This is a genomic window from Stenotrophomonas sp. YIM B06876 (genome assembly GCF_030711595.1).
GTDB lineage: Bacteria > Pseudomonadota > Gammaproteobacteria > Xanthomonadales > Xanthomonadaceae > Stenotrophomonas.
In genome coordinates this window covers 24,260-49,122 of record NZ_JAUJUJ010000016.1, presented here as the reverse complement: position 1 = coordinate 49,122, position 24,863 = coordinate 24,260, and the positions used below count along the sequence as shown (strand labels likewise).

Sequence of the window (24,863 nt, the reverse complement as noted above, 5' to 3'; positions counted from 1 at the left end):
GATCATGGCTGCCGACCGATAGCCGGCCCCTATCGATACCGGCGGCCTGTTCGATTGTCTTTTTGAAATTGCGACGCCTACAGTAGCTCGGCCGGCCTCTGGCAGTACGCCAGAGCGCTGTTGGCCAACCCGCAAGGAATCCGCCCATGAGCAAGCCGTCCGACAGCAACAAGTGTCCCGTGACCCATCTGACCACCCAGTTCGGTGCTCCGGTGCCGGACAACCAGAACAGCCTGACCGCCGGTCCGCGCGGCCCGCTGCTGTCACAGGACGTATGGCTCAACGAGAAGCTCGCCAACTTCGTGCGCGAGGTGATCCCCGAGCGGCGCATGCACGCCAAGGGGTCCGGCGCGTTCGGCACCTTCACCGTCACCCACGACATCAGCAGGTACACCCGCGCGAAGATCTTCAGCGCGGTCGGCAAGCAGACCGAGATGTTCGCCCGCTTCACCACCGTGGCCGGCGAGCGCGGCGCGGCCGATGCCGAGCGCGACATCCGCGGCTTCGCGCTGAAGTTCTACACCGAGGAAGGCAACTGGGACATGGTGGGCAACAACACCCCGGTGTTCTTCATCCGCGACCCGCGCAAGTTCCCCGACCTCAACAAGGCGGTCAAGCGCGACCCGCACACCAACCTGCGCTCGGCCACCAACAACTGGGACTGGTGGACACTGCTGCCCGAGGCGCTGCACCAGGTCACCATCGTCATGAGCGACCGGGGCATCCCGGCCAGCTACCGCCACATGCACGGCTTCGGCTCGCACACCTACAGTTTCTGGAACGCTCAGGGCGAACGCTACTGGGTGAAGTTCCACTTCCGCACCCAGCAGGGCATCAGGAACCTGACCGATGCCGAGGCAACCGAAATCATCGGCAACGACCGCGAAAGCCACCAGCGTGACCTGTACCAGGCCATCGAACGCGGCGACTTCCCGAAATGGAAGATGTACATCCAGGTCATGCCCGAGACCGATGCGGAAAAGGTGCCCTACCACCCGTTCGACCTGACCAAGGTGTGGCCGAAGGCCGACTACCCGCTGATCGAGGTCGGCGAATTCGAGCTCAACCGCAATCCGGAGAACTTCTTCGCCGACGTCGAGCAGAGCGCCTTCGCCCCGGGCAATCTGGTGCCCGGCATCAGCGCGTCGCCGGACAAGATGCTGCAGGCGCGGCTGTTCAACTACGCCGACGCGCAGCGCTACCGCCTGGGCGTCAACTACCACCAGATCCCGGTCAACGCCGCGCGCTGCCCGGTGCACAGCAACCACCGCGACGGCCAGGGGCGCATGGACGGCAACTACGGCAGCCTGCCCCACTACGAACCCAACAGCTTCCACCAGTGGCAGGAGCAGCCGCAGTTCCGCGAACCGCCGCTGAAGATCAGCGGTGATGCGGACTGGTGGAACTTCCGCGACGACGATGCCAACTACTACAAGCAGCCCGGCGACCTGTTCCGGCTGATGAGCCCGGCCCAGCAACAGGCCTTGTTCGACAACACCGCCCGTGCCATGGGCGATGCGCCGGACTTCATCAAGCAGCGCCACGTCGACAACTGCAGCAAGGCCGACCCGGCCTACGGTGCAGGCGTGGAGGCAGCGCTGCGCAAGCTGGGCGCCTTCGCCGCCGAACAGTCACCCAACAGCCTCGGCGACGAGTAACCCCACGCCGTCCCGGCGACAGCGGTATTACTGCGAAGCGGCAGGCTCCGGGCCTGTATTCCAGTCCACCGCCACGCCGCGACGCTTTGATCGGCGCTAGCATGACGTCTGCCTTTCCCCCTGATCGTCCGATGAGGACCGCCTCCATGAACACCGCTTCCCTCACCGGACAACTGCTTGCCCACCTCCAGGGCGCCCCGTTGCAGCAGGTCTCCCGGCAGCTCGGCATCGAGCCGGCACAGGCCGCCGGCGCGGTCAGTGCCGCGTTGCCGCTGCTGATGGGCGCGCTGGGCAGCAACACCGCGCAGCCGCAGGGGGCACAGGCCCTGCTGGATGCCTTGCAGAACAACCATGGCGGGCTGGATATCGGCAGCGTACTGGATTCGGTGCTGGCTGGCGCCCGTGGCTCACCCCAGACCGATGGTGCCGGCATCCTCGGCCACATCTTCGGCGGCAGCCAGCCACGCGCCGAAGCCGGACTGGCGCAGGCGACCGGCTTGAGTACGGACCATTCCAGCCAGTTGCTGAAGATCCTCGCGCCGGTCGTGATGGCCTTCATCGCCCAGCGCATCAGCAGCGGCGGTCAGGCCAACGCCAGCGAGCTGGGCCGGATGCTCGGCCAGGAAAAACAGGCGGTTACCCGGCACGGCGGGATCGGCGGCAGCCTGCTGGGCAAGGTGATGGACCAGGACGGCGATGGCCGGTTCGGGGCCAGCGATCTGATCAGGCTCGGCAGCGGCCTGCTGGGCAGCGGCAAGCGCTGAACAGCGCTCTTGGACACGGCAACCCGCCATCCTCGCGGTGGCGATTTTCTTGACGCGGCGCTTGGGCTGTGCGGTTCAACTCCCTCGGAAGAAGGTATCCAAAGGGGGGGCGGGCGCGCCCGGCAAGACTGCCCGGGCCTGTGCCCGCAGCGCGGCCCTCCCTGGCCCCCCTGCAGTCAGGGAAAGGCAAATCCTGCCCACCGGGAACCATCCCTTTGCGCGGACTACAACGCGTCGATATCGCCCAAGGCGCGGATCAGCCGGCGCGCGCGTTTATCGGGTTTGTGCTCCGGCGCCTGGTACCCGTTGTGCGCGGCGGCGCGGCGTTGCCGCAGCTCCTCGCGGGCACGTCGGGACGCCTCGCTTTCCTCGTACAGCGCCTGCGCCACCGGGGCCGGTCCGCGGGTGGCGCTCAGTCCGCGCACGCTGATCTCGAATATTTCCTCGCCGCGATGCACGCGCAACGCATCGCCGATGCGGATCAAGCGCGAGGGCTTGGGGCGTTGCCCGCCCACGTCCACCTTGCCGGTTTCCACCGCCTGCTTGGCCAGGCTGCGGGTCTTGAAGAAACGCGCGGCCCACAGCCACACGTCGAGGCGGATATCTGCTGCCACTGCTGCGTCCAGGTTCATCGTGCCGCAAAGGTCTCCGGTTGGATCATCAGCGGATGCATACCCGCCCTCGGGGCCATCACCCGCAGGATGCTAGTGTGCCTGCCCCGAGTATGACCGTTGCATCCATGTCGAAAAACCGCCCCGTACGCTCCCTGACCGAAGGCCCCATCGGCCCCAGCCTGCTGCTGTTCGCACTGCCCATTCTGGCCGGCAATATCGCCCAGTCGCTCAACGGTTCGGTCAATGCCATCTGGGTCGGCAAGTTCCTCGGCGAAAACGCGCTGACGGCGACAGCCAACGCCAACAACATCATGTTCTTCCTGATCGGCTCGGTGTTCGGCATCGGCATGGCCGCCACCATCCTGATCGGCCAGGCGATCGGCCGCAACGACCTCGGCCAGGCGCGCAAGGTGATGGGGACCAGCGCCACGTTTTTCGTCGGCCTGTCGGTGCTGATCGCCATCGCCGGCTGGTGGCTGTCACGCCCGCTGCTGGCGGCGATGGGCACCCCGGCCGAGGCGCTGCCGCTGGCCGATGCCTACCTGCGGGTGATCTTCCTGGCGATGCCGCTGCTGTACGCCTTCGCCTTCCTCACCGCGGCACTGCGCGGCGCCGGCGATGCACGCACGCCGTTCCGCTTCCTGCTGCTGTCGGTGCTGCTGGATATCGGCATCAATCCATTGCTGATCTTCGGCCTCGGTCCGTTTCCGGAACTGGGGATCGCCGGCGCGGCCTGGGCCACGCTGATCGCCCAGGCGCTGGCGCTGGCCGCGCTGCTGTTCCACATGCGTCGCAGGCGGCACATGCTGTGGCTGGGCCGCCGCAACGCCATGCTGTTCAGGATCGATCCGGTCATCCTGCGGGCGCTGGTGGTCAAAGGCGTACCGATGGGCCTGCAGATGGTGCTGATCTCGCTGTCGATGATCATGATGATGAGCATGGTCAACGGCTACGGCACCGCCACCGCGGCCGCCTACGGCGCTTCCCTGCAGCTGTGGACCTATGTGCAGATGCCGGCGATGGCCATTGGCGCGGCGTGCTCGGCGATGGCGGCGCAGAACGTGGGCGCCGCCCGCTGGGACCACGTGGCCGGCACCGCCCGCAGCGGCGTGATCTACAACTTCCTGCTGACCGGCACCCTGATCGCACCGCTGATCCTGCTTGACCGCTGGACGCTGGCGCTGTTCCTGCCCGGTGGCAGCCCGGCGCTGGAGGTGGCCCGCCACCTCAACCATATCGCGGTGTGGTCGTTCCTGTTCTTCGGGGTGAACTTCGTGGTCTCCGGCGTGGTGCGCGCCACTGGCGCGGTGATGCCGCCGCTGCTGATCCTGGCGGTATCGCTGTGGGGCATCCGGATCCCGTTTGCCGAACTGCTGCAGCCGCGTTTCGGCGCCGATGCGGTGTGGTGGAGCTTCCCGGTCAGCGCGGCCTGCGCGATGCTGCTGTCGCTGGCGTACTACCGCTGGGGCAACTGGCGCGAGGCCAGGATGCTCTCCCCGGCGGCCATGGAAGTGGCCACCCCATCCGAAGTTCCGGCGATGCCGCCGTCACCGGTGGCCGATCCGGATCTGCTGGCAGAACTTGCGCCGGAGCAGCCACCGCGCTGAGTGCTGCGGCCCGTCATCGCACGGGCCACCTGCGCAGACGCGCTTCACCAGCAGCCCGCACCAACGCCGGTAACGCCCGCCGTTCTTTGCACGAGGCACAGTGGTGACTGGACATACGACAGCCCAAACGCAAAAGGCCACCCGGAGGTGGCCTCTGCGACAACAACACGGGGTTGCCGGTATTACTCGGCAGCAGCGGCTGCCTGGCGAGCGGCCTTGGCGCGGGCGTTGCCGGCCAGGTCTTCCTTGATGCGCGCCTTCTTGCCTTCCAGGCCACGCAGGTAGTACAGCTTGCCGGCGCGAACCTTGCCGCGGCGCTTCACTTCGACCGAGTCGATGACGGCGCTGTGGGTCTGGAACACGCGCTCGACGCCGTAGCCGTGCGAAATCTTGCGCACGGTGAAGGCGGAGTTCAGGCCGGCGTTCTTGGTGCCGATCACCACGCCCTCGTAGGCCTGGACGCGCTCGCGATTGCCTTCCTTCACCTTGACGTTGACGACGATGGTGTCGCCCTGGCCGAATACCGGCAGTTCGCGCTGGATCTGGGCGGCTTCGAAGTCAGCCAGAATGGTTTTGTTGAGCTTGCTCATGGTGGGCACCGATTGTGTTCGGGTGGGTGTGTCATTCGACAACTGGGACTGATGCAGTCAGCGGATTGTGCTGCACGATTGTTGTTTTTCGCCCACGCCAGCCAACAATAGGCCGCACGGGAACTGCGCATTCTAACGGAGGAAACCCCTCCGGCGCTAGGGCTGGCTGACGATGTCGTCCGCTGCGGCGCGCAGCGCCTGTTCCAGCAACGTGCGGTCGGCCGGCGCCAGCGCCGCCCGGTCCAGCAGATCGGGCCGCCGCAGCCAGGTGCGCAGCAGCGACTGCTGCCGGCGCCAGCGCGCGATCGCGGCATGGTTGCCCGAGCGCAGCACCTCCGGCACGTCCCCCAGCACATGGCTGGAGGGCTGGCTGAAATGTGGGCAATCCAGCAGGCCATCGCCCTCGAAACTGTCCTGCACCGCCGATTCGGCGTCATTCAACGCCCCCTCCTGCAGCCGCGTCACCGCATCGACAATCACCGCCGCGCCCAGCTCGCCGCCGGACAGCACGTAATCGCCGATGGAAATCTCCTCATCCACCTCGGCCGCCAGGAAACGCTCGTCCACACCCTCGTAGCGCCCGCACAGCAGGACCATCCGTGGCAGCGCCGCCAGCTCGCGCACCCGTGCCTGGGTCAGCGGCCGCCCCTGCGGGCTGAGGTAGATCAGCGGCGCCGGCTGCGGATCGGCCGCACGCACGGCCTGCAAGGTGGCCTGCAGCGGCTCGATCAGCATGACCATGCCGGGACCACCGCCAAACGGACGGTCATCGACCCGGCGGTAGTTGCCCTGCGCATAGTCGCGCGGGTTCCAGCCGTGCAATTCGAGCAGCCCCCGTTCCTGCGCCCGGCCGACGACTCCCAGCGCAGCGGACTGCGCCAGGAAATCGGGAAACAGCGTGATCACGTCGATACGCACCGGATCAGAACTCCGGATCCCAGTCGACCACGACCAGGTTGGCGTCGAAATCCACCGATTTGACGAAATCCGGCTGCACGAACGGGATCAACCGCTCGCGGTCCCCGATTACCGCCATGACGTCATTGGAGCCGGTGGAAAACAGATGCGACAGCGTGCCCAGCGCAACGCCCTCGACGGTCTGCACCTGCAGACCCTCCAGATCCACCCAGTAGTACTCGTCCGCGCTCGGCGGCGGCAACGCACTGCGCGCCACGTAGATCTCGGTGCCGCGCATCGACTCGACCACGTCGCGGTCGGTTACCCCGGGAAACACGGCAATCAGATGTTTGCCGGTGTCACGCCCGCGCGCACCGCTGAGCTCGGACTCCTGCCCCGCGGGGGTGCGCAGAATCCAGGGCTGGTATTTGAAAATAGCGGAACGCGGCTCGGTCCAGGACTCGAGCTTTATTTCGCCGCGCACACCAAAAACGCCGGCAACCCTGCCCAGCAGGATCCGGCGTTCAGTATCTTTATTCATATTTCAACCGATGGGCTGCGCCGCAAAGCGCAGCCCCTCAGGATCAGGCCGCAGCGGCCTGGGCCTTGGTCGCTTCCTTGTACAGGTTGCGGACCTTGTCGGTCATCTGGGCGCCGTTGGCCACCCACTTGTCGACACTGGCGATGTCCAGCACGATGCGCTGCTCGGAACCCTGTGCGACCGGGTTGTAGTAACCGACGCGCTCGATGTTGCGGCCATCGCGGGCGCTACGGACGTCGGACACGACGATGTGGTAGAACGGACGCTTCTTGGCGCCGCCGCGGGTCAGTCGAATCTTAACCATGGTGTTTTCCTTGTTGCCCAGTCGCCAGTGTGGCGAGGTAAGCGGGCGATTATAGCGGCGCCCGGAAGTCATTCCAACCCCTTCGCCAGCCTGCGCCTGGACCGGCGCCCGCATCCGCCCGCCTCAGAGCGGCTGCCAGGGCCGCGTGTCCAGCAACGGACGCAGCATCGCCAGCAACGACGCCGAATCGGGAAACGGTTGCCGGTCGATCCTGCTGATCGGCCATATCCCGGCTGAATTGCACGCAATGGCGCCGCTGAACTGGTCCAGCGCGGCCAGCGCCACTTCGCTGCGCGTCTGCGCCCCCCCCTGCGACGCCAAGCCGTCCATCAGCAGCTGCTCGGTGGTGCCGCGCAAGGCCGGCGCCTGGGGCCAGTGCACGCGCCGACCGTCCCATAAGGCGAGGTTCCAGGTGGTGCCCTCACTGACATGGCCGTCGCCGTCGACAAATACCGCATCGTCATACCCGGCCTGCAGCGCCTGCCGGCGATGCTGGAACAGCGCGAACGTGCCGAGATGCTTGAGATGCGGCATCTCCCGCGAATACGCCACCGAACACAGCGCACGTGCGCGGTCCGCCGGCGGCACCGGGGCCGCCACCGACACCAGCACATCGACCGGCACCGGCGACAACGGCTGGCGGAAATCGAACTGGCGCGACAGCACGGTGATCCGCAGCGAGGCATCGACCACTCCGCAGGCAGCCAGCGCCGCGCGCAGCCAGCCGCGCAGCTGCGCCTCGTCCAGCCCGCTGGAAAACAGCGCCTGCGTGCCCTGTTGCAGGCGCTGCAGATGCAGGTCCAATCCCTGCACCGCGCTGCCGCGCACCTGCATCGAAGTGAAGTGTCCGTAGTTGGTCAGCGCGGCGGCCAGAGCCTCGGCCGTGGCTTCGTACCCATTACAGAAGATCCGGCTCACAGCAGCGCCCCCGCCTGCATCCCCATTGTCTGCAGTACCCCGGCGACCGGCCGTGCCGGCGCCCCCTTCCAACGGCCGATAGCCTGCGCCGGGCAGGGCACCGCGCGCAGCGCGCCGCGGCCACCGGCGGCGATCGACAGGCCAGCCGTACAGACGCCCGTCATGGGCGCCGGCAGGATCGGCGCCTGCAACGCAAAACGCCGACAGAAACTGTCGGCGTGTGCAGGGATCGGCGAAGCATTCATTGACCACATACCGCAGCAGCGCAACCGCGCCCAGCATACGCCGCGCGGCCTGCAACCACAGCGGCCGTGGCCCTCAACGGAACGGCAGACCGCCGCGTCCGCCCATCGCACCCATCATGCCTTTCATGCTGCGCATCATGCCCTTCATGCCGCCGCCGGCCAGCTTGCCCATCATTTTTTCCATCTGCTGGTACTGCTTCATCAGCTTGTTGACGTCGGCCGGCTGTGTGCCCGAACCACGGGCGATACGCGCACGTCGCGAACCGTTGAGCAGACCCGGATTGCGCCGCTCCTTCTTCGTCATCGAATTGATGATCGCGATCATCCGCGGCACTTCCTTGTTGCCGGCAACCTGCGCCTTGAGGTTTTCCGGAATCTTGCCCAGCCCCGGCAGCTTGTCCATCAGCCCACCGATGCCGCCCATGTTCTGCATCTGCTCAAGCTGGTCGCGCATGTCGTTGAGATTGAATTTTTTGCCGCTGGCCACCTTCTCGGCCAGTTTCTGCGCCTTGTCCTTGTCGACCTGCTGCTCGACCTGTTCGACCAGCGACAGCACGTCGCCCATGTCCAGGATGCGGCTGGCGACACGGTCCGGATGGAACACGTCCAGCCCGTCCAGCTTCTCGCCGGTACCGGTGAACTTGACCGGCTTGCCGGTGATGTAGCGCACGCTCAGCGCGGCACCGCCGCGGGCGTCACCGTCGGTCTTGGTCAGCACCACGCCGGTCAGCGGCAGCGCCTCGCCGAAGGCCTTGGCGGTGTTGGCCGCGTCCTGGCCGGTCATCGCATCGACCACGAACAGCGTCTCAACCGGCTTGATCGCGGCGTGCAGCGCCTTGATCTCGGTCATCATCGCTTCGTCGATGGCGAGGCGGCCGGCGGTATCCACCAGCAGCACGTCGACAAACGACTTGCGCGCGTCGTCAATGGCCGCCCGCACGATATCGACCGGCTTCTGCCCGGCGCTGGACGGGAAGAACAGCACCCCGACCTGTTCGGCCAGGGTCTTGAGCTGCTCGATCGCGGCCGGACGGTAGACGTCGGCCGATACCACCATCACCTTCTTCTTGCGCTTTTCCTTCAGGTGCTTGGCCAGCTTGCCGACCGTGGTGGTCTTGCCCGCGCCCTGCAGGCCCGCCATCAGGATGATCGCCGGCGCCGGCACGTTCAGATTCAGGTCGGCCGCGGTCGAGCCCATCACCGCGGTCAGTTCGTCGCGTACGACCTTGATCAGTGCCTGGCCCGGGGTCAGCGACTTGAGCACTTCCTGGCCGACCGCGCGCACCTTGATGCGCTCGACCAGCGCCTGCACCACCGGCAGCGCGACGTCGGCTTCGAGCAGCGCGATGCGCACCTCGCGGGTGGCCTCGCGGATGTTTTCCTCGGTGAGACGGCCACGGCCACGCAGGCGCTCGATGGTGCCGGAAAGGCGCTGGGTCAGGGACTCGAACATGCGGTGCAACCTGCGAAACGGGGACGAAGAAGCAGGAAGTATAGCGGGCGCGCCCATCATGCCGAAGCCACAGGCGCGCGCCCGGCGACCGTCGCTCCACCACCGATATGCCACCATTCCCCCTGCCGCCCCGCTGGAAGGCCGATGTCCACTTCCCGCCCCACCGCTGCCCGCGCGCTGGAAACCCTGTCGCCGGCCTACTTCGGCATGGTCATGGCGACCGGCATCCTTTCCATTGCCAGCCACATGCTCGGCGTGGGATGGCTGGCACACGGGCTGTTCGTACTGAACCTGGCGCTGTACCCGTTGCTGGGGGCGCTGTATCTGCTGCGACTGAAACGCTACCCGCGCGCGGTGGCTGCCGACCTGGGCGACCATCTGCGCGGGCCGGGCTACTTCACCGTGGTCGCCGCCACGGGCGTACTCGGCAGCCAGTGCCTGCTGCTGGCCGGCAGCCTGGCCCCGGGCCTGCTGCTGTGGGGACTGGCGGCACTGCTGTGGCTGTTTTTCACCTACGCGATATTCACCCTCCTCACCATCAAGGAAGCAAAACCCGCACTGGACCGCGGCATCAACGGCGGCTGGCTGCTGGCGGTGGTGGCGACCCAGTCGGTGGCGGTGCTCAGTGCGCTGCTGGCGGCGCGCATCGGCCAGCCGTGGAAGCTGGAGATGAATTTGCTGGCGCTGTCGATGTGGCTGTGGGGCGGGATGCTCTACATCTGGATGATGTCGTTGATTTTCTACCGCTACACGTTTTTCCGTTTCCGTCCCGACGACCTCGCCCCGCCCTACTGGATCAACATGGGCGCGATGGCCATTTCCACACTGGGTGGATCGCTGCTGATCGGCAACGCCGCCGAAGCGCCGTTCCTGCATTCGCTGCTGCCGTTCCTGAAAGGTTTCACGGTGTTCTACTGGGCCACCGGTACCTGGTGGATCCCGATGCTGCTGGTGCTGGCCTTGTGGCGTTATGCCTGCAAACGTTTCCCTCTGAAGTACGACCCGCTGTACTGGGGCGCGGTGTTTCCGCTGGGCATGTATGCGGCCAGCACCCATGAGCTGGTGGTGGCGATGGATTTTCCCTTCCTGACCACCTTGCCAGGCGTGTTTCTGGGCACCGCGCTGCTGGCCTGGATCGCCGCTTTTGCCGGCGCGCTGCGCCACGCCTGGCACGCGCTTGCCGCCGGCATACGGGCCGGTCGCCCGCACAACTGATTGCAGGTTCGATATGCGTGCAGCGCAGCTGTGGCACGCGCCCCAACCGCGCTGCCGCGCACCCGCAACAAAGCGCACAAGCGCACCCGTCATCCACCGTCGCGACGCATTGCCATGCGGTTTTGAACTGCGGCCTGTGCGACACTTCCAAGATGTCAATCGTTCTCATCTCTGTCCTGCTCTATCTGGCCGCGTCGCTGCTGCTGGTGCGCTCCATCGGCAATACGCAGGCGCCGCCGTCCTCCGCCTGGCTGTGGCCTGCGACCGGCGCACTGGTGCTGCATGGCGGCTACCACCTGATGGTCGCCCTGCGTACCGCCGGCGGACCGGACATGCACTTCTTCGCCGCGTTGTCGCTGGTCTCACTGGGCATGGCGGTACTGACCACGCTGGTCGGCGCGCGTGGCCGCATGGCGGCGCTGGGGGTGGTGGTGTTCCCGATTGCAGCGCTGCTGCTGGCGGTCTATCACGGCTACGGCCATGAACCGAGCAAGGCGCTGAGCTGGCAACTGGCCGCCCACGCCTGGCTGGCGCTGCTGGCCTACGCCACCCTGGGCATCGGCGCATTGCTGGCGATCATGCTGTGGCTGCAGGAGCGGGCCCTGCGCCGCCGCGACTTCCACCCCTGGTTGCGTGCGCTGCCGCCGCTGGCCGATCTGGAAACCCTGCTGTTCCGGACCATCGCCGTCGGCTTCAGCCTACTGACCTTGACCCTGCTCAGCGGGGTGCTGTTCGTCGATGACCTGCTGGCGCAGAAGCTGGTGCACAAGACCGTGCTCAGCATGCTGTCGTGGATCGTGTTCGGCACTTTGCTGGTCGGCCGCCACCGCTATGGCTGGCGCGGGATCAAGGCCGTGCACTGGACGTTGAGCGCGATGGCCCTGCTGCTGCTGGCGTTCTTCGGCAGCCAGTTCGTGATCGAACTGGTGCTCAAGCCCCGCTGAACACACCGGCTCCGCTGCGGATGCCGCAACGGAGCCGGCGCGGCTTACTGCGCGGCCGCCTCCAACGCCTCCGCCAGGCGCTCCACCGCGATCACTTCCATTCCCTTCACCGTTCCGGCCTTGGGCGCATTGGCCTTGGGCACGATCGCGCGTTTGAAGCCGTGGGTCGCCGCTTCACGCAGGCGCTCCTCGCCGTTGGGCACCGGGCGGATCTCGCCGGACAGGCCGACTTCGCCAAAAGCGATTGTCTTGTCCGCCAGCGGCCGGTCCTGCAGCGAAGACAGCACCGCCAGCAGCACCGGCAGATCCACGGCGGTCTCCTGCACGCGGATGCCGCCGACCACATTGACGAACACGTCCTGGTCGCCGGTCAGCACCCCGCCATGACGGTGCAGCACCGCCAGCAGCATCGCCAACCGGTTCTGCTCCAGGCCCACCGCGACCCGGCGCGGGTTGGACAGCGGCGAGGTATCCACCAGCGCCTGCACCTCCACCAGCAGCGGCCGGGTTCCCTCGCGCGTGACCATCACGCAGCTGCCGGGCTGGCGGGTGCTGCCGCCCGACAGGAAGATCGCCGAGGGATTGGGCACTTCCTTCAGGCCCTTCTCGCCCATCGCGAATACACCCAGCTCGTTGACCGCACCGAAGCGGTTCTTGAACGCCCGCAAGACCCGGAAACGGCTGCCGCTTTCGCCTTCGAAATACAGCACCGCATCGACCATGTGCTCGAGCACGCGCGGGCCGGCGATGCCGCCTTCCTTGGTCACATGGCCGACCAGGAACACCGCGGTGCCGGTTTCCTTGGCATAGCGCACCAGCCGCGCCGCACTCTCGCGCACCTGGCTGACCGAACCGGGCGCGGCGGTCAGCGACTCGGTCCACAGCGTCTGCACCGAATCGGCCACGATCAGCTTCGGCCGCGCGGTGCTGGCGTGCTGCAGGATGTTCTCGATGCCGGTTTCGGCCAGCGCATTGACGCCCTCCAGCGGCAGATCCAGCCGCGCGGCGCGACCGGCCACCTGGGCCAATGATTCCTCACCGGTGACATACAGCACCGGCAGGGTGCCGGCCATCCGCGCCACCGCCTGCAGCAGCAGCGTCGACTTGCCGATACCCGGGTCGCCACCGACCAGCACCACCGCGCCTTCGACCAGGCCACCGCCCAGCACCCGATCGAATTCGCCGATGCCGGTGGTCACCCGTGCGTGCTCGCTGTGCTGCACGTCCTTGAGCGCGGTGATCTGCGGCGCCTCGACCTTGCCGGCCCAGCCGCTGCGGCGCGAGGCCGGCGATTTCACCGCCGCCGCACTTTCCAGCACGATCTCGCTGAGCACGTTCCAGACCCCGCACTCGGTGCATTGGCCCTGCCATTTGCTGTATTCGGCGCCGCATTCGCTGCAGACATAGGCGGTACGGGCCTTGCCCGGGGTCTTGGCCATCATCGCTTCCATGGGGACTGGGCCACTACTCTAGCCTGCGCCCGTCGCGCCCGATGAGACCAGCGCCAGCGTGCAGCGAAGTGGGCGCATGCCAACTGCGTTGCGGACCAGGCCGGGCTTCCCTCGCGCGGATTGCAGGCAAACAAAAGCCGCCTTGCGGCGGCCCTTGTTTGCAACGCAGTGCCCTGCGCTCAGCCCATCATGTGGTAGTTCATGTTCCACATGACCCACAGGGTGCCGGCAATGATGATGCCGATCACCAGCACGGTGAACAGCCCGGCATTGACGTTCCAGCGCGCGGACGAGGAACGGTCCAGATGCAGGAAGAACACCAGGTGCACCAGCAGCTGCAGCACACCGGCCACCAGGACCACCAGGCCGGTGGCCAGCGGCGAGGACAGGCCACCGCTCATCACCACCCAGAACGGGATGATGGTGAGCACTGCCGCCAGCACGAAGCCGGTCAGGTAGGACTTGACGCTGCCGTGGCTCTCGCCCCCGGCGCTCTGGGCAGGATTGTCATGTGCGGACATCAGATGGCTCCCGACAGATAGACGACAGAGAACACGCCGATCCAGACCAGATCCAGGAAGTGCCAGAACAGGCTCAGGCACGCCATGCGGGTCTTGTTGGTCGGGGTAAGACCGTTCTGCTTGAGCTGGACGAACATCACCAGCAGCCACAGCAGGCCTGCGGACACGTGCAGACCGTGGGTGCCGACCAGGGCGAAGAACGCCGACAGGAAGGCACTGTGGTCCGGGCCATAGCCCTGGTGGACCAGATGCTGGAACTCCCAGATTTCCATGACCATGAAGCCGGCACCCAGCAGCCAGGTGACGACCAGCCAGCCGAACATCTGGCCGACCTTCTTGTGGTGCATGGCGATCATGCCCAGGCCGAAGGTCAGCGAGGACACCAGCAGCAGCGCGGTTTCACCGGCCACGAACGACAGGTCGAACAGCTCCTTGCCCGCCGGTCCGCCATTGGTGCCGCCGGACAGCACCACGAAGGTGACGAACAGCGTGGCGAAGATGAGCAGATCGCTCATCAGATACACCCAGAAACCGAACACGATGTTCTCGCCGGCGTCGTGGTGCTCGTGGCCATGGTCCGCCGCAAGCGCGGCGGAACCGTGGTTCAGGGTGGGGGCGATATTGCTCATGCCTTCAACTCCGTTTTCACCAGACCCTGGGCGACCAGGTGACGGCGATGTTCGTTCTCGATCCGCTCCACTTCCGCAGCGGGGACCCAGTAGTCCACGTCCTTGTCGAACGTGCGCCAGATGAAGGCGCCGATCATGCCGGCCAGGCCGAGGATGGCCATCCACCAGATGTGCCAGATCATCGCGAAACCGAACACCAGGCTGAAGGCACCGATCACCACACCGGCCCCGGTGTTGCGCGGCATGTGGATGTCGCTGTACTTGGCCGGCTTGACCCAGCCCTCACCACGCTGCTTGCGCTCCCAGAAATCGTCCAGCTCCTCGCCCTTGGGCAGCACGGCGAAGTTGTAGAACTGCACCGGCGAAGCGGTTTCCCACTCCAGGGTACGGGCGTCCCACGGATCGCCCGTGAGGTCCATGTTCTTCTTGCGGTCGCGGATGGAAACGTAGAGCTGGATGACCTGGCACAGGATGCCGGCGCCGATGATGAACGCACCGATCGCTGCCACCACGAAGTACGGCTGGTAGTCGGCGTTCGGATAGCTCTGCAGGCGGCGGGTGACACCCATGAAGCCCAGCACGTACAGCGGCATGAAGGCGACATAGAAGCCGATGAACCAGCCCCAGAACGCACGCTTGCCCCAGGTTTCGTCCAGCTTGAAGCCGAACATCTTCGGCCACCAGTAGGTGATGCCGGCGAACATGCCGAACACCACGCCGCCGATGATCACGTTGTGGAAATGCGCGATCAGGAACAGCGAGTTGTGCATCAGGAAGTCGATCGCCGGGATCGCCAGCATCACACCGGTCATGCCGCCGATCACGAAGGTGATCATGAAGCCGATCGTCCACAGCACCGGGCTGGTGAACTGCACGCGGCCGCGGAACATGGTGAACAGCCAGTTGAACACCTTCACCCCGGTCGGGATCGAGATGATCATCGTGGTGATGCCGAAGAAGGCATTGACGTTGGCACCCGACCCCATGGTGAAGAAGTGGTGCAACCACACCAGGAACGACAGCACGCCGATCGCGGCGGTGGCGTAGACCATGCCCTTGTAGCCGAACAGCGCCTTGCGCGAGAACGTGGCGATCACTTCGGAGAACACGCCGAAGGCCGGCAGCACCAGGATATAGACTTCCGGGTGACCCCAGATCCAGATCAGGTTGATGTAGAGCATGGCGTTGCCGCCCGCATCATTGGTGAAGAAGTGCATGCCCAGGTAACGGTCCAGGGTCAGCAACACCAGGGTGATGGTCAGCACCGGGAACGCGGCGATGATCAGCACGTTGGTGACCAGCGCGGTCCAGGTGAAGACCGGCATGGTCATCAACTTCATGCCGGGGGTACGCATCTTCAGGATGGTAATGAAGAAGTTGATACCGCTCAGGGTGGTACCCAGACCGGCCACCTGCAGGCCCCAGATGTAGTAATCGACCCCGACTCCCGGACTGTATTCCAGACCCGACAACGGCGGGAACGCCAGCCAGCCGGTCTGCGCGAACTCGCCGACACCCAGCGAGATCATGATCAGGCCCGCGCCTGCCACGAACAGCCAGAAGCTCAGCGAGTTCAGGAACGGGAACGCCACGTCGCGCGCGCCGATCTGCAGCGGCACCACCAGGTTCATCAGGCCGGTGATCAGCGGCATCGCCACGAAGAAGATCATGATCACGCCATGCGCGGTGAAGATCTGGTCGTAGTGGTGCGGCGGCAGGAAGCCCTCGTTGCCGCCAGCGGCGATCGCCTGCTGGGTACGCATCATGATCGCGTCGGCAAAGCCGCGCATCATCATCACGAAGGCCACGATGAGGTACATCGCGCCGATCTTCTTGTGGTCCACCGAAGTGAACCATTCCGTCCACAGGTAGCCCCAGAGCTTGGCCCTGGTGATCAGGCCCAGCAATACCAGTCCACCCAACCCGGCACCGATCAAGGTGACCATGATGATCGGGTCGTGTGGAATCGCCTCAAACGAGAGTTTTCCCAACATTGTCATTCTCCCGAGACGCCGTGGCCCGGATGGGCGGTGGCGTGCTCGTCTGCGGTGTGTTCGGCGTGCTCGCCGGCATCGGTCGCGGAATCCACCGCTGCAGCGGCGTCATGCGCGTCATGACCTGCGGCAGTGGCCGCAGTGTCGTGACCTTCGTGACCGGCGCCGTCGTGCGACATCGCCTTGGGGTCATGCTTCATGCCGTAGTGATGGTTGTCGCCCATGTGCTTGGCCATCACCCAGTCGAACAGGCCGGTCTCGGTGCTGCTGTAGTAGGTCACCGGATACCAATCATGGTTCTTCTGCGCGCCCAACTCGGCAAATGCGGCCTTGTCCAGCACGTTGGCGTCGCCACGCACCTTGGCCAGCCACAGCTGGTAGTCCGCTTCGGACACCGAATGGGCACTGAAATGCATCTTGTTGAAGCCGGCACCGCTGTAGTGCGAGGACATGCCCTCGAACACGCCGATCTCGTCGGCGATCAGGTGCAACTTGGTCTCCATCGCCGCCATCGAGTAGATCATGCTGCCCAGCTGCGGGATGAAGAACGCGTTCATCACCGTTTCAGAGGTGAGCTTGAGGTTGAGCGGGGTGTCCACCGGGAACACGAGCTCGTTGACCACGGCCACGTTCTCTTCCGGATAGATGAACAGCCACTTCCAGTCGAGCGAGATCACCTCGACAGTGACCGGCTTGTTGTCCGACTCCAGCGGCCTGTACGGATCCAGCGCGTGCGACGAACGCCAGGTCAGCACCGCCAGCACCAGCACGATCATGCACGGGATCGACCACACCACCACTTCGATGGCGGTGGAGTGCGCCCACTTGGGTTCGTAACGGGCCTTGGTGTTGGAGGCGCGGTATTTCCACGCAAACACCAGGGTCATCACGATCACCGGCACCACCACCAGCAGCATCAGCACGGTGGCGGTGATCAGCAGCGTTTTTTCGTCATGGCCAATCTGGCCCTTGGGGTCAAGAATGGCCGAGTTGCAGCCCGCCAGGAGCGCGGACAGTGCAAGCAGCAGCCCCGGACGCAGCATGCGTCCAAGAGATTTCAACGGAATCATCGGTCGATCCAATTGCGAGGGAGAGCCGGACCTTCATAGCCCCCGGTCCGGATTAACGGACGCCGCTCGCCGGAGGATTGCCCGCCGGGAGATAGGCTGCAGGGAGCTACCAGGTCAGCCCCGTAATTTTAGGCCTTCACGCAATGCTTTAGAAAGCCATTGACAATGATTTAACGCAGTAAAGCCGCACTTCCTGCTGCGACACGTTGTCGCACCCGGGCAATCGCGCCGTCTGCGCGCGGCTGAAAACGCAGAAGGGCCAACCGCAACCGGTCGACCCTTCTGTTTGTACTGGTGCCGGAAATAGGAATCGAACCTACGACCTACGCATTACGAATGCGCCGCTCTACCAACTGAGCTATTCCGGCGTGGCCGCGAATTCTATGGGCTGCAGCGGCTGCGGTCAATCGACCAGGCGCAGGCGCAGCTCCTTGGGCAGTGCAAACACCATCGACTCGCGTTCACCATCGAGCTCGGCGACGTTGCCGGCGCCGAGTTCGCGCAGGCGTTCAATCACCCCATCGACCAGCACCTGCGGCGCCGAAGCACCGGCGGTCAGGCCGACACGGCGCTTGCCGGCCACCCATTGCGGATCGATTTCATGGGCGCCATCGATCAGGTACGACTCCACGCCATCACGGATCGCCAGTTCACTGAGCCGGTTGGAATTGGAGCTGTTGGGCGAACCCACCACCAGCACCAGGTCGCACTGTTTGGCCAACTCGCGCACCGCGTCCTGGCGGTTCTGCGTGGCATAGCAGATGTCGTCGTTCTTCGGCCCCTGGATCGCCGGAAAATGCCGGCGCAGGGCCTCGATCACCGCACGGGTGTCATCCACCGACAAGGTGGTCTGGGTGGTGTAGGCGAAGTTCTCCGGCTGCGACACGTGCAACGCCGCCACATCCTCCACGCTTTCCACCAGATAGATCTGGCCATGGCCGCCTTCGCGGCTCCACTGCCCCATCGTGCCCTCGACCTCGGGGTGGCCGGCATGGCCGATCAGCACCACGTCACGCCCGGCGCGGCAGTGGCGGGCCACTTCCAGATGCACCTTGGTCACCAGCGGACAGGTGGCGTCAAACACCTTCAGGCCGCGACGCTCGGCCTCCGCGCGCACCGCCTGCGATACCCCGTGGGCGCTGAAGATGACGGTATTGCCGTCCGGCACCTCGTCCAGCTCTTCGACAAAGATCGCACCGCGCGCCTTGAGGTCGTCGACCACGAAACGGTTGTGCACCACTTCATGGCGCACATAGATCGGCGCGCCCAGGGTTTCAAGCGCACGCTTGACGATTTCGATCGCACGATCGACCCCGGCACAGAAACCGCGGGGATTGGCGAGCAGCACATCCATCGTTTACAGACTCCGGCCGGCGACGGCCGGTTCCAACTGGATTGAATACACGGATTATCCCGCTTTTTTCCCGGCCCTGCCGTCGAGCAGTCCGAACAGGGCGATGCCGATGGCACCGGCGACGATGGCTGAATCGGCGATATTGAACGACGGCCAATAGTGGTCGCCGATGTGCCACTGGATGAAGTCGACCACGTGCCCATGCACCTGGCGGTCGATGACATTGCCGATCGCACCGCCGATCACCAGCGCGTACGGCAACGCGCTGCGCCACTCGTTGCGGGCGGTGCGCGACAGCCAGAACCCCATCAGGCCACTGATGGCCAGCGCCAGCGCGGTGAAGAACCACAACTGCCAGCCGCCGGCATCACTGAGGAAACTGAACGCCGCCCCGGTGTTGTAGGTGCGGAACCAGTTCCAGAAGCCTTCGACCACCACCACCGGCTGGTACTCGGGCAGGCTGGACAGCACCCAGGCCTTGCTCCACTGGTCCAGGCCGATGACCAGCGCCGAGACCAGCAACCAGACCAGCGCATTGGGACGCACGCCGACGGCCCCCATCAGAACCAGCGCCGGTTTTCGCCGGCCCCTTCCACATTGCTCACGCAACGCCCGCACAACTCGGGGTGGGCGGTGTCGACGCCGACGTCGGCGCGGTAGTGCCAGCAGCGCACACACTTGGCCTTGGTGGTGGGCTGGGCGCTGACGAAGATCTCGTCGGTGGTCGCCGCACGCACGCTCACATCGCCACTGATGAACAGGAAGCGCAGCTCCTCGGCCAGCGGCTGCAGCCGCGCCGCGGTCGCGTCATCCGCCGCCACGGTGATTTCGGCCTCCAATGCGGCACCGATGGCGCCATTGGCACGCATCGGCTCCAGCACCTTGGACACCTGCTCGCGCAGCGCCAGCAGCTGGTCGAAATCGGCGGCGCCCAGTGGCGCGTCGGCCGGCAGCGGTGCCAGCCCGTCATACCAGGTGCTGAACAGCACATGCGCGGGCCGCTCACCCGGCAGATAGCTCCACAGCTCGTCGGAAGTGAAGGTCAGGATCGGCGCGACCCAGCGGGTGAACGCTTCGGCGATGTGGAACATCGCGCTCTGCGCCGAGCGGCGGCCGCGTGAATCGGCCGGCATCGTGTACAGCCGGTCCTTGGTCACATCCAGGTACAGCGAGCCGAGGTCGACGCTGCAGAAATTCAGCAGCAGCTGCACGATCTCGGCCATGTTGTAACCGGTGTACGCCGCCTTGATCTTCTCCTGCACTTCCCAGGCGCGATGCACGATCCAGCGATCCAGCACGACCATGTCCTGCAGCGGCACCCGATGCATCGCCGGATCGAAGCCATCCAGGTTGCCCAGCAGGAAGCGCGCGGTGTTGCGCAGGCGGCGGTAAGCGTCGGCGTTGCGCTTGAGGATCTCCTGCGACAGCGACATCTCGTTGGAGTAGTCGGCCGAGGCGATCCACAGGCGCAGGATGTCCGCGCCCAGGGTCTTCATGATGTCCTGCGGCTCGATGCCGTTGCCCAGCGACTTGGACATCTTGCGGCCGTGCTCGTCCACGGTGAAGCCGTGGGTCAGGCACTGCCGGTACGGGGCAGCCTTGTCGATCGCCACGCCGGTCAGCAGCGAGGACTGGAACCAGCCGCGATGCTGGTCCGAGCCTTCCAGGTACAGATCGGCCGGCTTGCCGAAGCCGCGCGCCAACAGCACGCCTTCATGGGTGACGCCCGAGTCGAACCAGACGTCGAGGATGTCGGTGACCTTCTCGTACTGCGGCGCTTCATCGCCGAGCAGCTCGGCCGCGTCCAGCGAATACCAGACGTCGATGCCGCCCTGCTCCACGCGGTCGGCCACCTGCTGCATCAGTTCCACCGTGCGCGGATGCGGCTGCCCGGTTTCGCGATGGGTGAACAGCGCGATCGGCACGCCCCAGGTGCGCTGGCGGCTGATGCACCAGTCCGGGCGGCCTTCGACCATGCTGGAAATGCGCGCCTTGCCCCATGCCGGGAACCAGCCGACGTTGCCGATGGCCACCATCGCATCGCTGCGCAGGTTGGCCTGGTCCATCGAGATGAACCACTGCGGGGTGGCGCGGAACACCACCGGCGTCTTGTGCCGCCAGCAATGCGGATAGCTGTGCTGGATTTCGGCAAACGCCAGCAATGCGCCCGATTCACGCAACGCCTCCACGATCAGCGGCTGCGCCTTCCACAGGTGCTGGCCGGCCAGCGCGACGTCGCCGGCCGGCGGCGTCGACGGCAGGTACACGCCACGGCCGTCGACCGGATTGATCTGGCCGGCGTTGTACTTGTCCATCACCCCATACTGCTGGCTTACCGCGAAGTCCTCCTGGCCGTGGCCAGGCGCGGTGTGCACCGCGCCGGTACCGTCGGTATCGGAAACATGCTCGCCATTGAGCAGCGGCAGGTCGCGGCTGGCATAGAACGGATGGGCCAGCAGCTGGTTCTCCAGCGCCGCGCCGTTGGCGTGGCCGTACGCGACCACCTCGTCGAAGCCATAGCGCTTGAGCGTGCGTGCGGCCAAGGCCGAAGCCACGACCAGCCAGCGCCGCCGGCCGTGGTGGGCCGGGCCCTCGACCAGCACGTATTCGATTTCCGCACCCAGCGACACCGCCAGCGAGGCCGGCAGCGTCCACGGCGTGGTGGTCCAGATCGGCACTGCGACTTCGACGCCCGCCGGCAGCTCGACGCCGAAGCTGGCAGCCAGTTGCCGCGAATCACGCGCGGCATAGGCCACGTCCACCGCCAGCGAGGTCTTGTCCTGGTATTCGATCTCGGCCTCGGCCAGCGCCGAGCCGCAGTCGAAACACCAGTGCACCGGCTTGGCGCCGCGCAGCAGATGGCCGTTGGCGACAATTTTGGCCAGCGCGCGGATCTCGTTGGCCTCGAAATCGAAGCTCAGCGTCTTGTACGGATTGTCCCAGTCGCCGGTCACGCCCAGACGCTTGAAGTCGCGGCGCTGCAGTTCGATCTGCTCTTCGGCGAACTCACGGCACTTCTGCCGGAACTGCTCGGCATCCAGCTTGACGCCGACCTTGCCCCACTTCTTCTCGACCGCGATCTCGATCGGCAGGCCGTGGCAGTCCCAGCCCGGGACGTAGGGCGCGTCGAAGCCGGCCAGATAGCGCGACTTGACGATGATGTCCTTCAGGATCTTGTTGACCGCATGGCCCAGGTGGATCTGGCCGTTGGCATACGGCGGGCCGTCATGCAGCACGAACAGCGGGCGGCCGGCGGCGTTCTCACGCAGCTGCGCGTACAGCCCCTGTTTTTCCCAGCGCGCCAGAATACCCGGCTCGCGCTTGGGCAGGTCGCCGCGCATCGGAAAATCCGTTGCCGGCAGGTGGAGGGTGGCTTTGTAGTCCTGGCTCACGCGGTGGCTCGCAATCTGTGTTCGGAAAGGATGCGACGCGCCTGCTCGGCGTCGCGGTGCATCTGCGCGGTCAATGCCGGCAGATCGTTGAACTTTTCTTCATCGCGCAGCTTGGCGACAAATTCCACTTCGATATGGCGACCGTACAGATCGCCCTGATAGTCGAACAGGTGCGCTTCCAGCAAGGGCTCCACCCCCTCTACCGTGGGCCGGGTGCCGAAGCTGGATACCGACGGCCAGGGCTGCTCGAATACACCATGCACCCAGGTGGCATAGATACCTGAAAGTGCGGGTGTTTTCGGGAAACGCAAGTTGGCCGTGGGGAAGCCCAGCGTGCGGCCGAGCTGGCGTCCGCGCACCACCCGCCCACCGATCGAATACGGGCAGCCCAGCAGTTCGGCGGCATGCACGAACTCCCCGGACACCAGCAACCCACGGATCCGGGTACTGGAAATGCGCTCGCCGCGCAAATCCACCGGCGCGATCTCGCCCGCGGCAAAACCCAGCTCGCCCCCCATGGCCTGCAACAACGCCAGGTTGCCGTGGCGGCGATTGCCGAAATGGAACCTGGGACCGATCCACACCTCGCGCACGCCCAGCCGGCGCACCAGCATGTCGCGGACGAAATCCTCGGCGGTCATTGCCGCCATCCTGGCGTCGAAACGCAGCAGGCCAACCCCGTCGATACCCAGTTCACGCAGCGCAGCGACCTTGTCGCGGGCCAGCATCAGCCGCGGCGGCGGATTGTCCCTGGCGAAGAATTCGCGCGGCAGCGGCTCGAACGCCAACGCCACCGCGGGCACACCCAGAACACGCGCGCGCCCAACCGCGTGGCGCACCAGTGCCCGGTGACCCAGATGCAGGCCATCGAAGGCGCCGATGCAGACCACGCTTCCCTGCGGGAACAACTCCCCGCCGTCGACGTCCCTAAACAGCCTGCTCATTCAACCCCGATCCGGCCCGCGGAGGCCGGCTCATTGCGATATGTAGCGAGCAAGTATAGCGGCGCGACCGGCCCCATCGCCTCAATGCCCGCGCAGCTCACGCAGACGGAAGCCCATGGCCGCCATGGCCAGCAGGTAGGCCAGCCCCCCCCCGCCCACCAGGAGTGCCAGGCTGCCAATCCGCTGCCACTTGTCCAGGCCGTCGAAGCTGGGCAGCCACTGCAGCATCGCCAGCAGCACCGCGACCATCGCCGCACAGGAAAGCGCCAAGCGCAGCACATAGCTTCCCCAGCCCGGACGCCGCCGGTAGACCCCGGTCCTGCCCAGCCAGTACCACAGCAGTATCAGGTTCAGGTAACTGGACAGGGCACTGGCAATGCCCAACGCCAGATGCAGGCCAGGCTGTTTGGCCAGCGCCACCATCACCCCCTCCGCTTTCAGGGCATCAGGCACCATCACCTGGTACAGCACGGCCAACAGGACGAAGTTGAACACCATATTGGCCACCAATGCGGCCACGCCTGCCCGTACCGGCGTTTTGGTGTCCTGGCGCGAATAGAACGCTGGCAGCACCACCTTGAGCAGCGCGAAAGCGGGCAACCCGAAGCTCAGGCCATAGACCGAAAATGCCGTCATCCGTGTGTCGAACGCGGTGAATTCGCGGTACTGGAACAACGTGGCGATCAACGGCTGTGCCAACAGCAACAGGCCAAGCATCGCCGGGACCGCGATGAGCAAGGTCATCCGCAACCCCCAGTCCAGCGCGTTGGAGAAGCCCTCTCCATCAGTCTTCACGTGATGACGGGCCAGCGCCGGCAGTATCACCGTACCCAGCGCCACACCGAACACACCCAGCGGCAACTCGAGGAAGCGGTCGGCCAGCGACAACCAGGACTGCGAGCCGTCAATGAGCTTGGCGGCGATCACGGTATCCAGCATCAGGTTGATCTGCGCCACCGAGGAGCCGAACAGGGTCGGCACCATCAGCGTGAGGACCCGGCGAACGTCCGGATGGGTCCACCCCCAGCGCGGCAGGGTCAGCAGGTTGATGCCCCTGAGCGACGGCAGCTGGAACAACAGCTGCAACACACCTGCCGCCAATACCGCCCAACCCAGCGCCAGGATCGGCACCTGCAGATGCGGAGCCAGCCACAGTGCGCCGGCAATCATGCACAGGTTCAGGATCACCGGCGTCAGCGCCGGCATCGCGAATTTCTGGAAACTGTTCAGCGCACCGCCTGCCAGTGCGGTCAGCGATACGAACAGCAGGAACGGGAAGGTCAGCCGCAACAGATCCACCAGCAGCCCGTACTTGGCCGGGTCACCGGCATCGGCGTCGGCGAACAGCCAGGCGATCTGGGGAGTGAAGATCATTCCCAGCGCGGTCAGCACCAGCAAAACTCCGCCCAGCGTCCCGGATACGCGCGACATCAGTTCGCGCAGATCGGCGTGCGGGCGGGTTTCCTTCACCTCGGTAAACACCGGCACGAACGCAGTGGCGAACGAACCTTCGGCGAACAGCCGGCGCAGGAAGTTGGGTACCCGGAATGCTACCCAGAACGCATCCGTGGTGGCATTGGCGCCAAAGGTGATGGTAATGGCCTGATCCCGCACCAGTCCCAGTACCCGTGAAATCATCGTCATGCTGCTGAATGACAGCAGCCCCCTCAACATCCTTGGCGAACTCACTCCTGCTCCCTCTTGACAATTGACTTGACGTAAATTTTTCGAACCATCATACTTTCGCGCTTGCTGTTC

The 24,863-nt window shown here is 65.5% G+C and carries 23 protein-coding genes and 1 tRNA gene; 5 read left to right on the top strand and 19 right to left on the bottom strand.

Annotated elements, in window-relative coordinates; all coding sequences use genetic code 11:
- Positions 1-146 precede the first annotated feature (146 nt).
- Positions 147-1,658 carry a catalase gene (locus tag QZH66_RS08540; RefSeq protein ID WP_305805526.1) on the top strand — a complete coding sequence of 504 codons (1,512 nt, stop codon included), beginning with the start codon at positions 147-149 and terminating at the stop codon, positions 1,656-1,658.
- A gap of 146 nt (positions 1,659-1,804) precedes the next feature.
- The gene (locus QZH66_RS08535; protein WP_305805525.1) at positions 1,805-2,422 is read left to right on the top strand and encodes a DUF937 domain-containing protein; all 618 of its coding nucleotides are present in this window, start codon (positions 1,805-1,807) and stop codon (positions 2,420-2,422) included.
- Between the two features lie 224 nt (positions 2,423-2,646).
- Here QZH66_RS08535 and QZH66_RS08530 read toward each other — a convergent pair whose 3' ends face one another.
- The gene (locus QZH66_RS08530; RefSeq protein ID WP_305805524.1) at positions 2,647-3,054 is read right to left on the bottom strand and encodes an RNA-binding S4 domain-containing protein; all 408 of its coding nucleotides are present in this window, start codon (positions 3,052-3,054) and stop codon (positions 2,647-2,649) included.
- Between the two features lie 107 nt (positions 3,055-3,161).
- On the opposite strand from QZH66_RS08530, the gene QZH66_RS08525 reads away from it, so the two are divergent.
- Positions 3,162-4,643 carry an MATE family efflux transporter gene (locus QZH66_RS08525; protein ID WP_305805541.1) on the top strand — a complete coding sequence of 494 codons (1,482 nt, stop codon included), beginning with the start codon at positions 3,162-3,164 and terminating at the stop codon, positions 4,641-4,643.
- A gap of 182 nt (positions 4,644-4,825) precedes the next feature.
- On the opposite strand, the gene rplS is transcribed toward QZH66_RS08525, so the two are convergent.
- The 7 genes from rplS to ffh form a co-directional block, all read right to left on the bottom strand.
- A complete protein-coding gene (rplS, locus tag QZH66_RS08520; protein ID WP_305805523.1) occupies positions 4,826-5,233 on the bottom strand; it encodes a 50S ribosomal protein L19 in 408 nt (135 codons plus the stop codon).
- 156 nt (positions 5,234-5,389) lie between these two features.
- Positions 5,390-6,151 carry a tRNA (guanosine(37)-N1)-methyltransferase TrmD gene (gene trmD, locus QZH66_RS08515; RefSeq protein ID WP_305805522.1) on the bottom strand — a complete coding sequence of 254 codons (762 nt, stop codon included), beginning with the start codon at positions 6,149-6,151 and terminating at the stop codon, positions 5,390-5,392.
- 4 nt (positions 6,152-6,155) lie between these two features.
- On the bottom strand, positions 6,156-6,671 hold the full coding sequence (gene rimM / locus QZH66_RS08510) for a ribosome maturation factor RimM (protein ID WP_305805521.1): 516 nt from the start codon (positions 6,669-6,671) through the stop codon (positions 6,156-6,158).
- A gap of 43 nt (positions 6,672-6,714) precedes the next feature.
- A complete protein-coding gene (rpsP, locus tag QZH66_RS08505) occupies positions 6,715-6,975 on the bottom strand; it encodes a 30S ribosomal protein S16 (protein ID WP_305805520.1) in 261 nt (86 codons plus the stop codon).
- Positions 6,976-7,098: 123 nt separating this feature from the next.
- A complete protein-coding gene (locus QZH66_RS08500) occupies positions 7,099-7,893 on the bottom strand; it encodes an aminotransferase class IV family protein (protein WP_305805519.1) in 795 nt (264 codons plus the stop codon).
- Entirely contained in the window at positions 7,890-8,138 is a 249-nt protein-coding gene (locus tag QZH66_RS08495) for a hypothetical protein (RefSeq protein WP_305805518.1), read from the bottom strand. Before QZH66_RS08495 ends, QZH66_RS08500 begins: the two co-directional genes overlap by 4 nt.
- A 73-nt stretch (positions 8,139-8,211) precedes the next feature.
- Positions 8,212-9,591 (bottom strand): signal recognition particle protein, encoded by a 1,380-nt coding sequence (gene ffh / locus QZH66_RS08490; RefSeq protein WP_305805517.1) that lies wholly within the window; start codon positions 9,589-9,591, stop codon positions 8,212-8,214.
- A gap of 144 nt (positions 9,592-9,735) precedes the next feature.
- Here ffh and QZH66_RS08485 point away from each other — a divergent pair, with 144 nt between their 5' ends.
- Positions 9,736-10,806 (top strand): tellurite resistance/C4-dicarboxylate transporter family protein, encoded by a 1,071-nt coding sequence (locus QZH66_RS08485; RefSeq protein ID WP_305805516.1) that lies wholly within the window; start codon positions 9,736-9,738, stop codon positions 10,804-10,806.
- Positions 10,807-10,958: 152 nt separating this feature from the next.
- Complete coding sequence (gene ccsA, locus QZH66_RS08480) at positions 10,959-11,750, top strand: cytochrome c biogenesis protein CcsA (protein ID WP_305805515.1); 792 nt, start codon at positions 10,959-10,961, stop codon at positions 11,748-11,750.
- Between the two features lie 44 nt (positions 11,751-11,794).
- Here ccsA and radA read toward each other — a convergent pair whose 3' ends face one another.
- The 11 genes from radA to murJ all read right to left on the bottom strand — a co-directional run bounded on the left by radA (position 11,795) and on the right by murJ (position 24,779).
- A complete protein-coding gene (gene radA / locus QZH66_RS08475) occupies positions 11,795-13,189 on the bottom strand; it encodes a DNA repair protein RadA (protein WP_305805514.1) in 1,395 nt (464 codons plus the stop codon).
- A 191-nt stretch (positions 13,190-13,380) separates the two neighbouring features.
- The gene (gene cyoD / locus QZH66_RS08470; protein ID WP_305805513.1) at positions 13,381-13,722 is read right to left on the bottom strand and encodes a cytochrome o ubiquinol oxidase subunit IV; all 342 of its coding nucleotides are present in this window, start codon (positions 13,720-13,722) and stop codon (positions 13,381-13,383) included.
- Positions 13,722-14,351 carry a cytochrome o ubiquinol oxidase subunit III gene (gene cyoC / locus QZH66_RS08465; protein ID WP_305805512.1) on the bottom strand — a complete coding sequence of 210 codons (630 nt, stop codon included), beginning with the start codon at positions 14,349-14,351 and terminating at the stop codon, positions 13,722-13,724. The genes cyoD and cyoC overlap by 1 nt, the downstream gene beginning before the upstream one ends.
- Positions 14,348-16,345 carry a cytochrome o ubiquinol oxidase subunit I gene (cyoB, locus tag QZH66_RS08460; protein WP_305805511.1) on the bottom strand — a complete coding sequence of 666 codons (1,998 nt, stop codon included), beginning with the start codon at positions 16,343-16,345 and terminating at the stop codon, positions 14,348-14,350. Before cyoB ends, cyoC begins: the two co-directional genes overlap by 4 nt.
- Before the next feature lie 2 nt (positions 16,346-16,347).
- Positions 16,348-17,415, bottom strand: a complete 1,068-nt coding sequence (cyoA, locus tag QZH66_RS08455) for a ubiquinol oxidase subunit II (RefSeq protein ID WP_305805510.1) — start codon at positions 17,413-17,415, stop codon at positions 16,348-16,350.
- Positions 17,416-17,707: 292 nt separating this feature from the next.
- Positions 17,708-17,783 (bottom strand) — tRNA-Thr (locus tag QZH66_RS08450).
- A 35-nt stretch (positions 17,784-17,818) separates the two neighbouring features.
- A complete protein-coding gene (gene ispH / locus QZH66_RS08445; protein WP_305805509.1) occupies positions 17,819-18,769 on the bottom strand; it encodes a 4-hydroxy-3-methylbut-2-enyl diphosphate reductase in 951 nt (316 codons plus the stop codon).
- Between the two features lie 54 nt (positions 18,770-18,823).
- Positions 18,824-19,330, bottom strand: coding sequence for a signal peptidase II (gene lspA, locus QZH66_RS08440; RefSeq protein WP_305805508.1), 507 nt, complete (start codon positions 19,328-19,330; stop codon positions 18,824-18,826).
- Positions 19,330-22,161, bottom strand: coding sequence for an isoleucine--tRNA ligase (ileS, locus tag QZH66_RS08435; protein WP_305805507.1), 2,832 nt, complete (start codon positions 22,159-22,161; stop codon positions 19,330-19,332). The genes lspA and ileS overlap by 1 nt, the downstream gene beginning before the upstream one ends.
- Complete coding sequence (locus QZH66_RS08430) at positions 22,158-23,105, bottom strand: bifunctional riboflavin kinase/FAD synthetase (RefSeq protein ID WP_305805506.1); 948 nt, start codon at positions 23,103-23,105, stop codon at positions 22,158-22,160. The genes ileS and QZH66_RS08430 overlap by 4 nt, the downstream gene beginning before the upstream one ends.
- An 81-nt stretch (positions 23,106-23,186) precedes the next feature.
- Positions 23,187-24,779 (bottom strand): murein biosynthesis integral membrane protein MurJ, encoded by a 1,593-nt coding sequence (gene murJ, locus QZH66_RS08425; protein ID WP_305805540.1) that lies wholly within the window; start codon positions 24,777-24,779, stop codon positions 23,187-23,189.
- Positions 24,780-24,863: the final 84 nt, after the last annotated feature.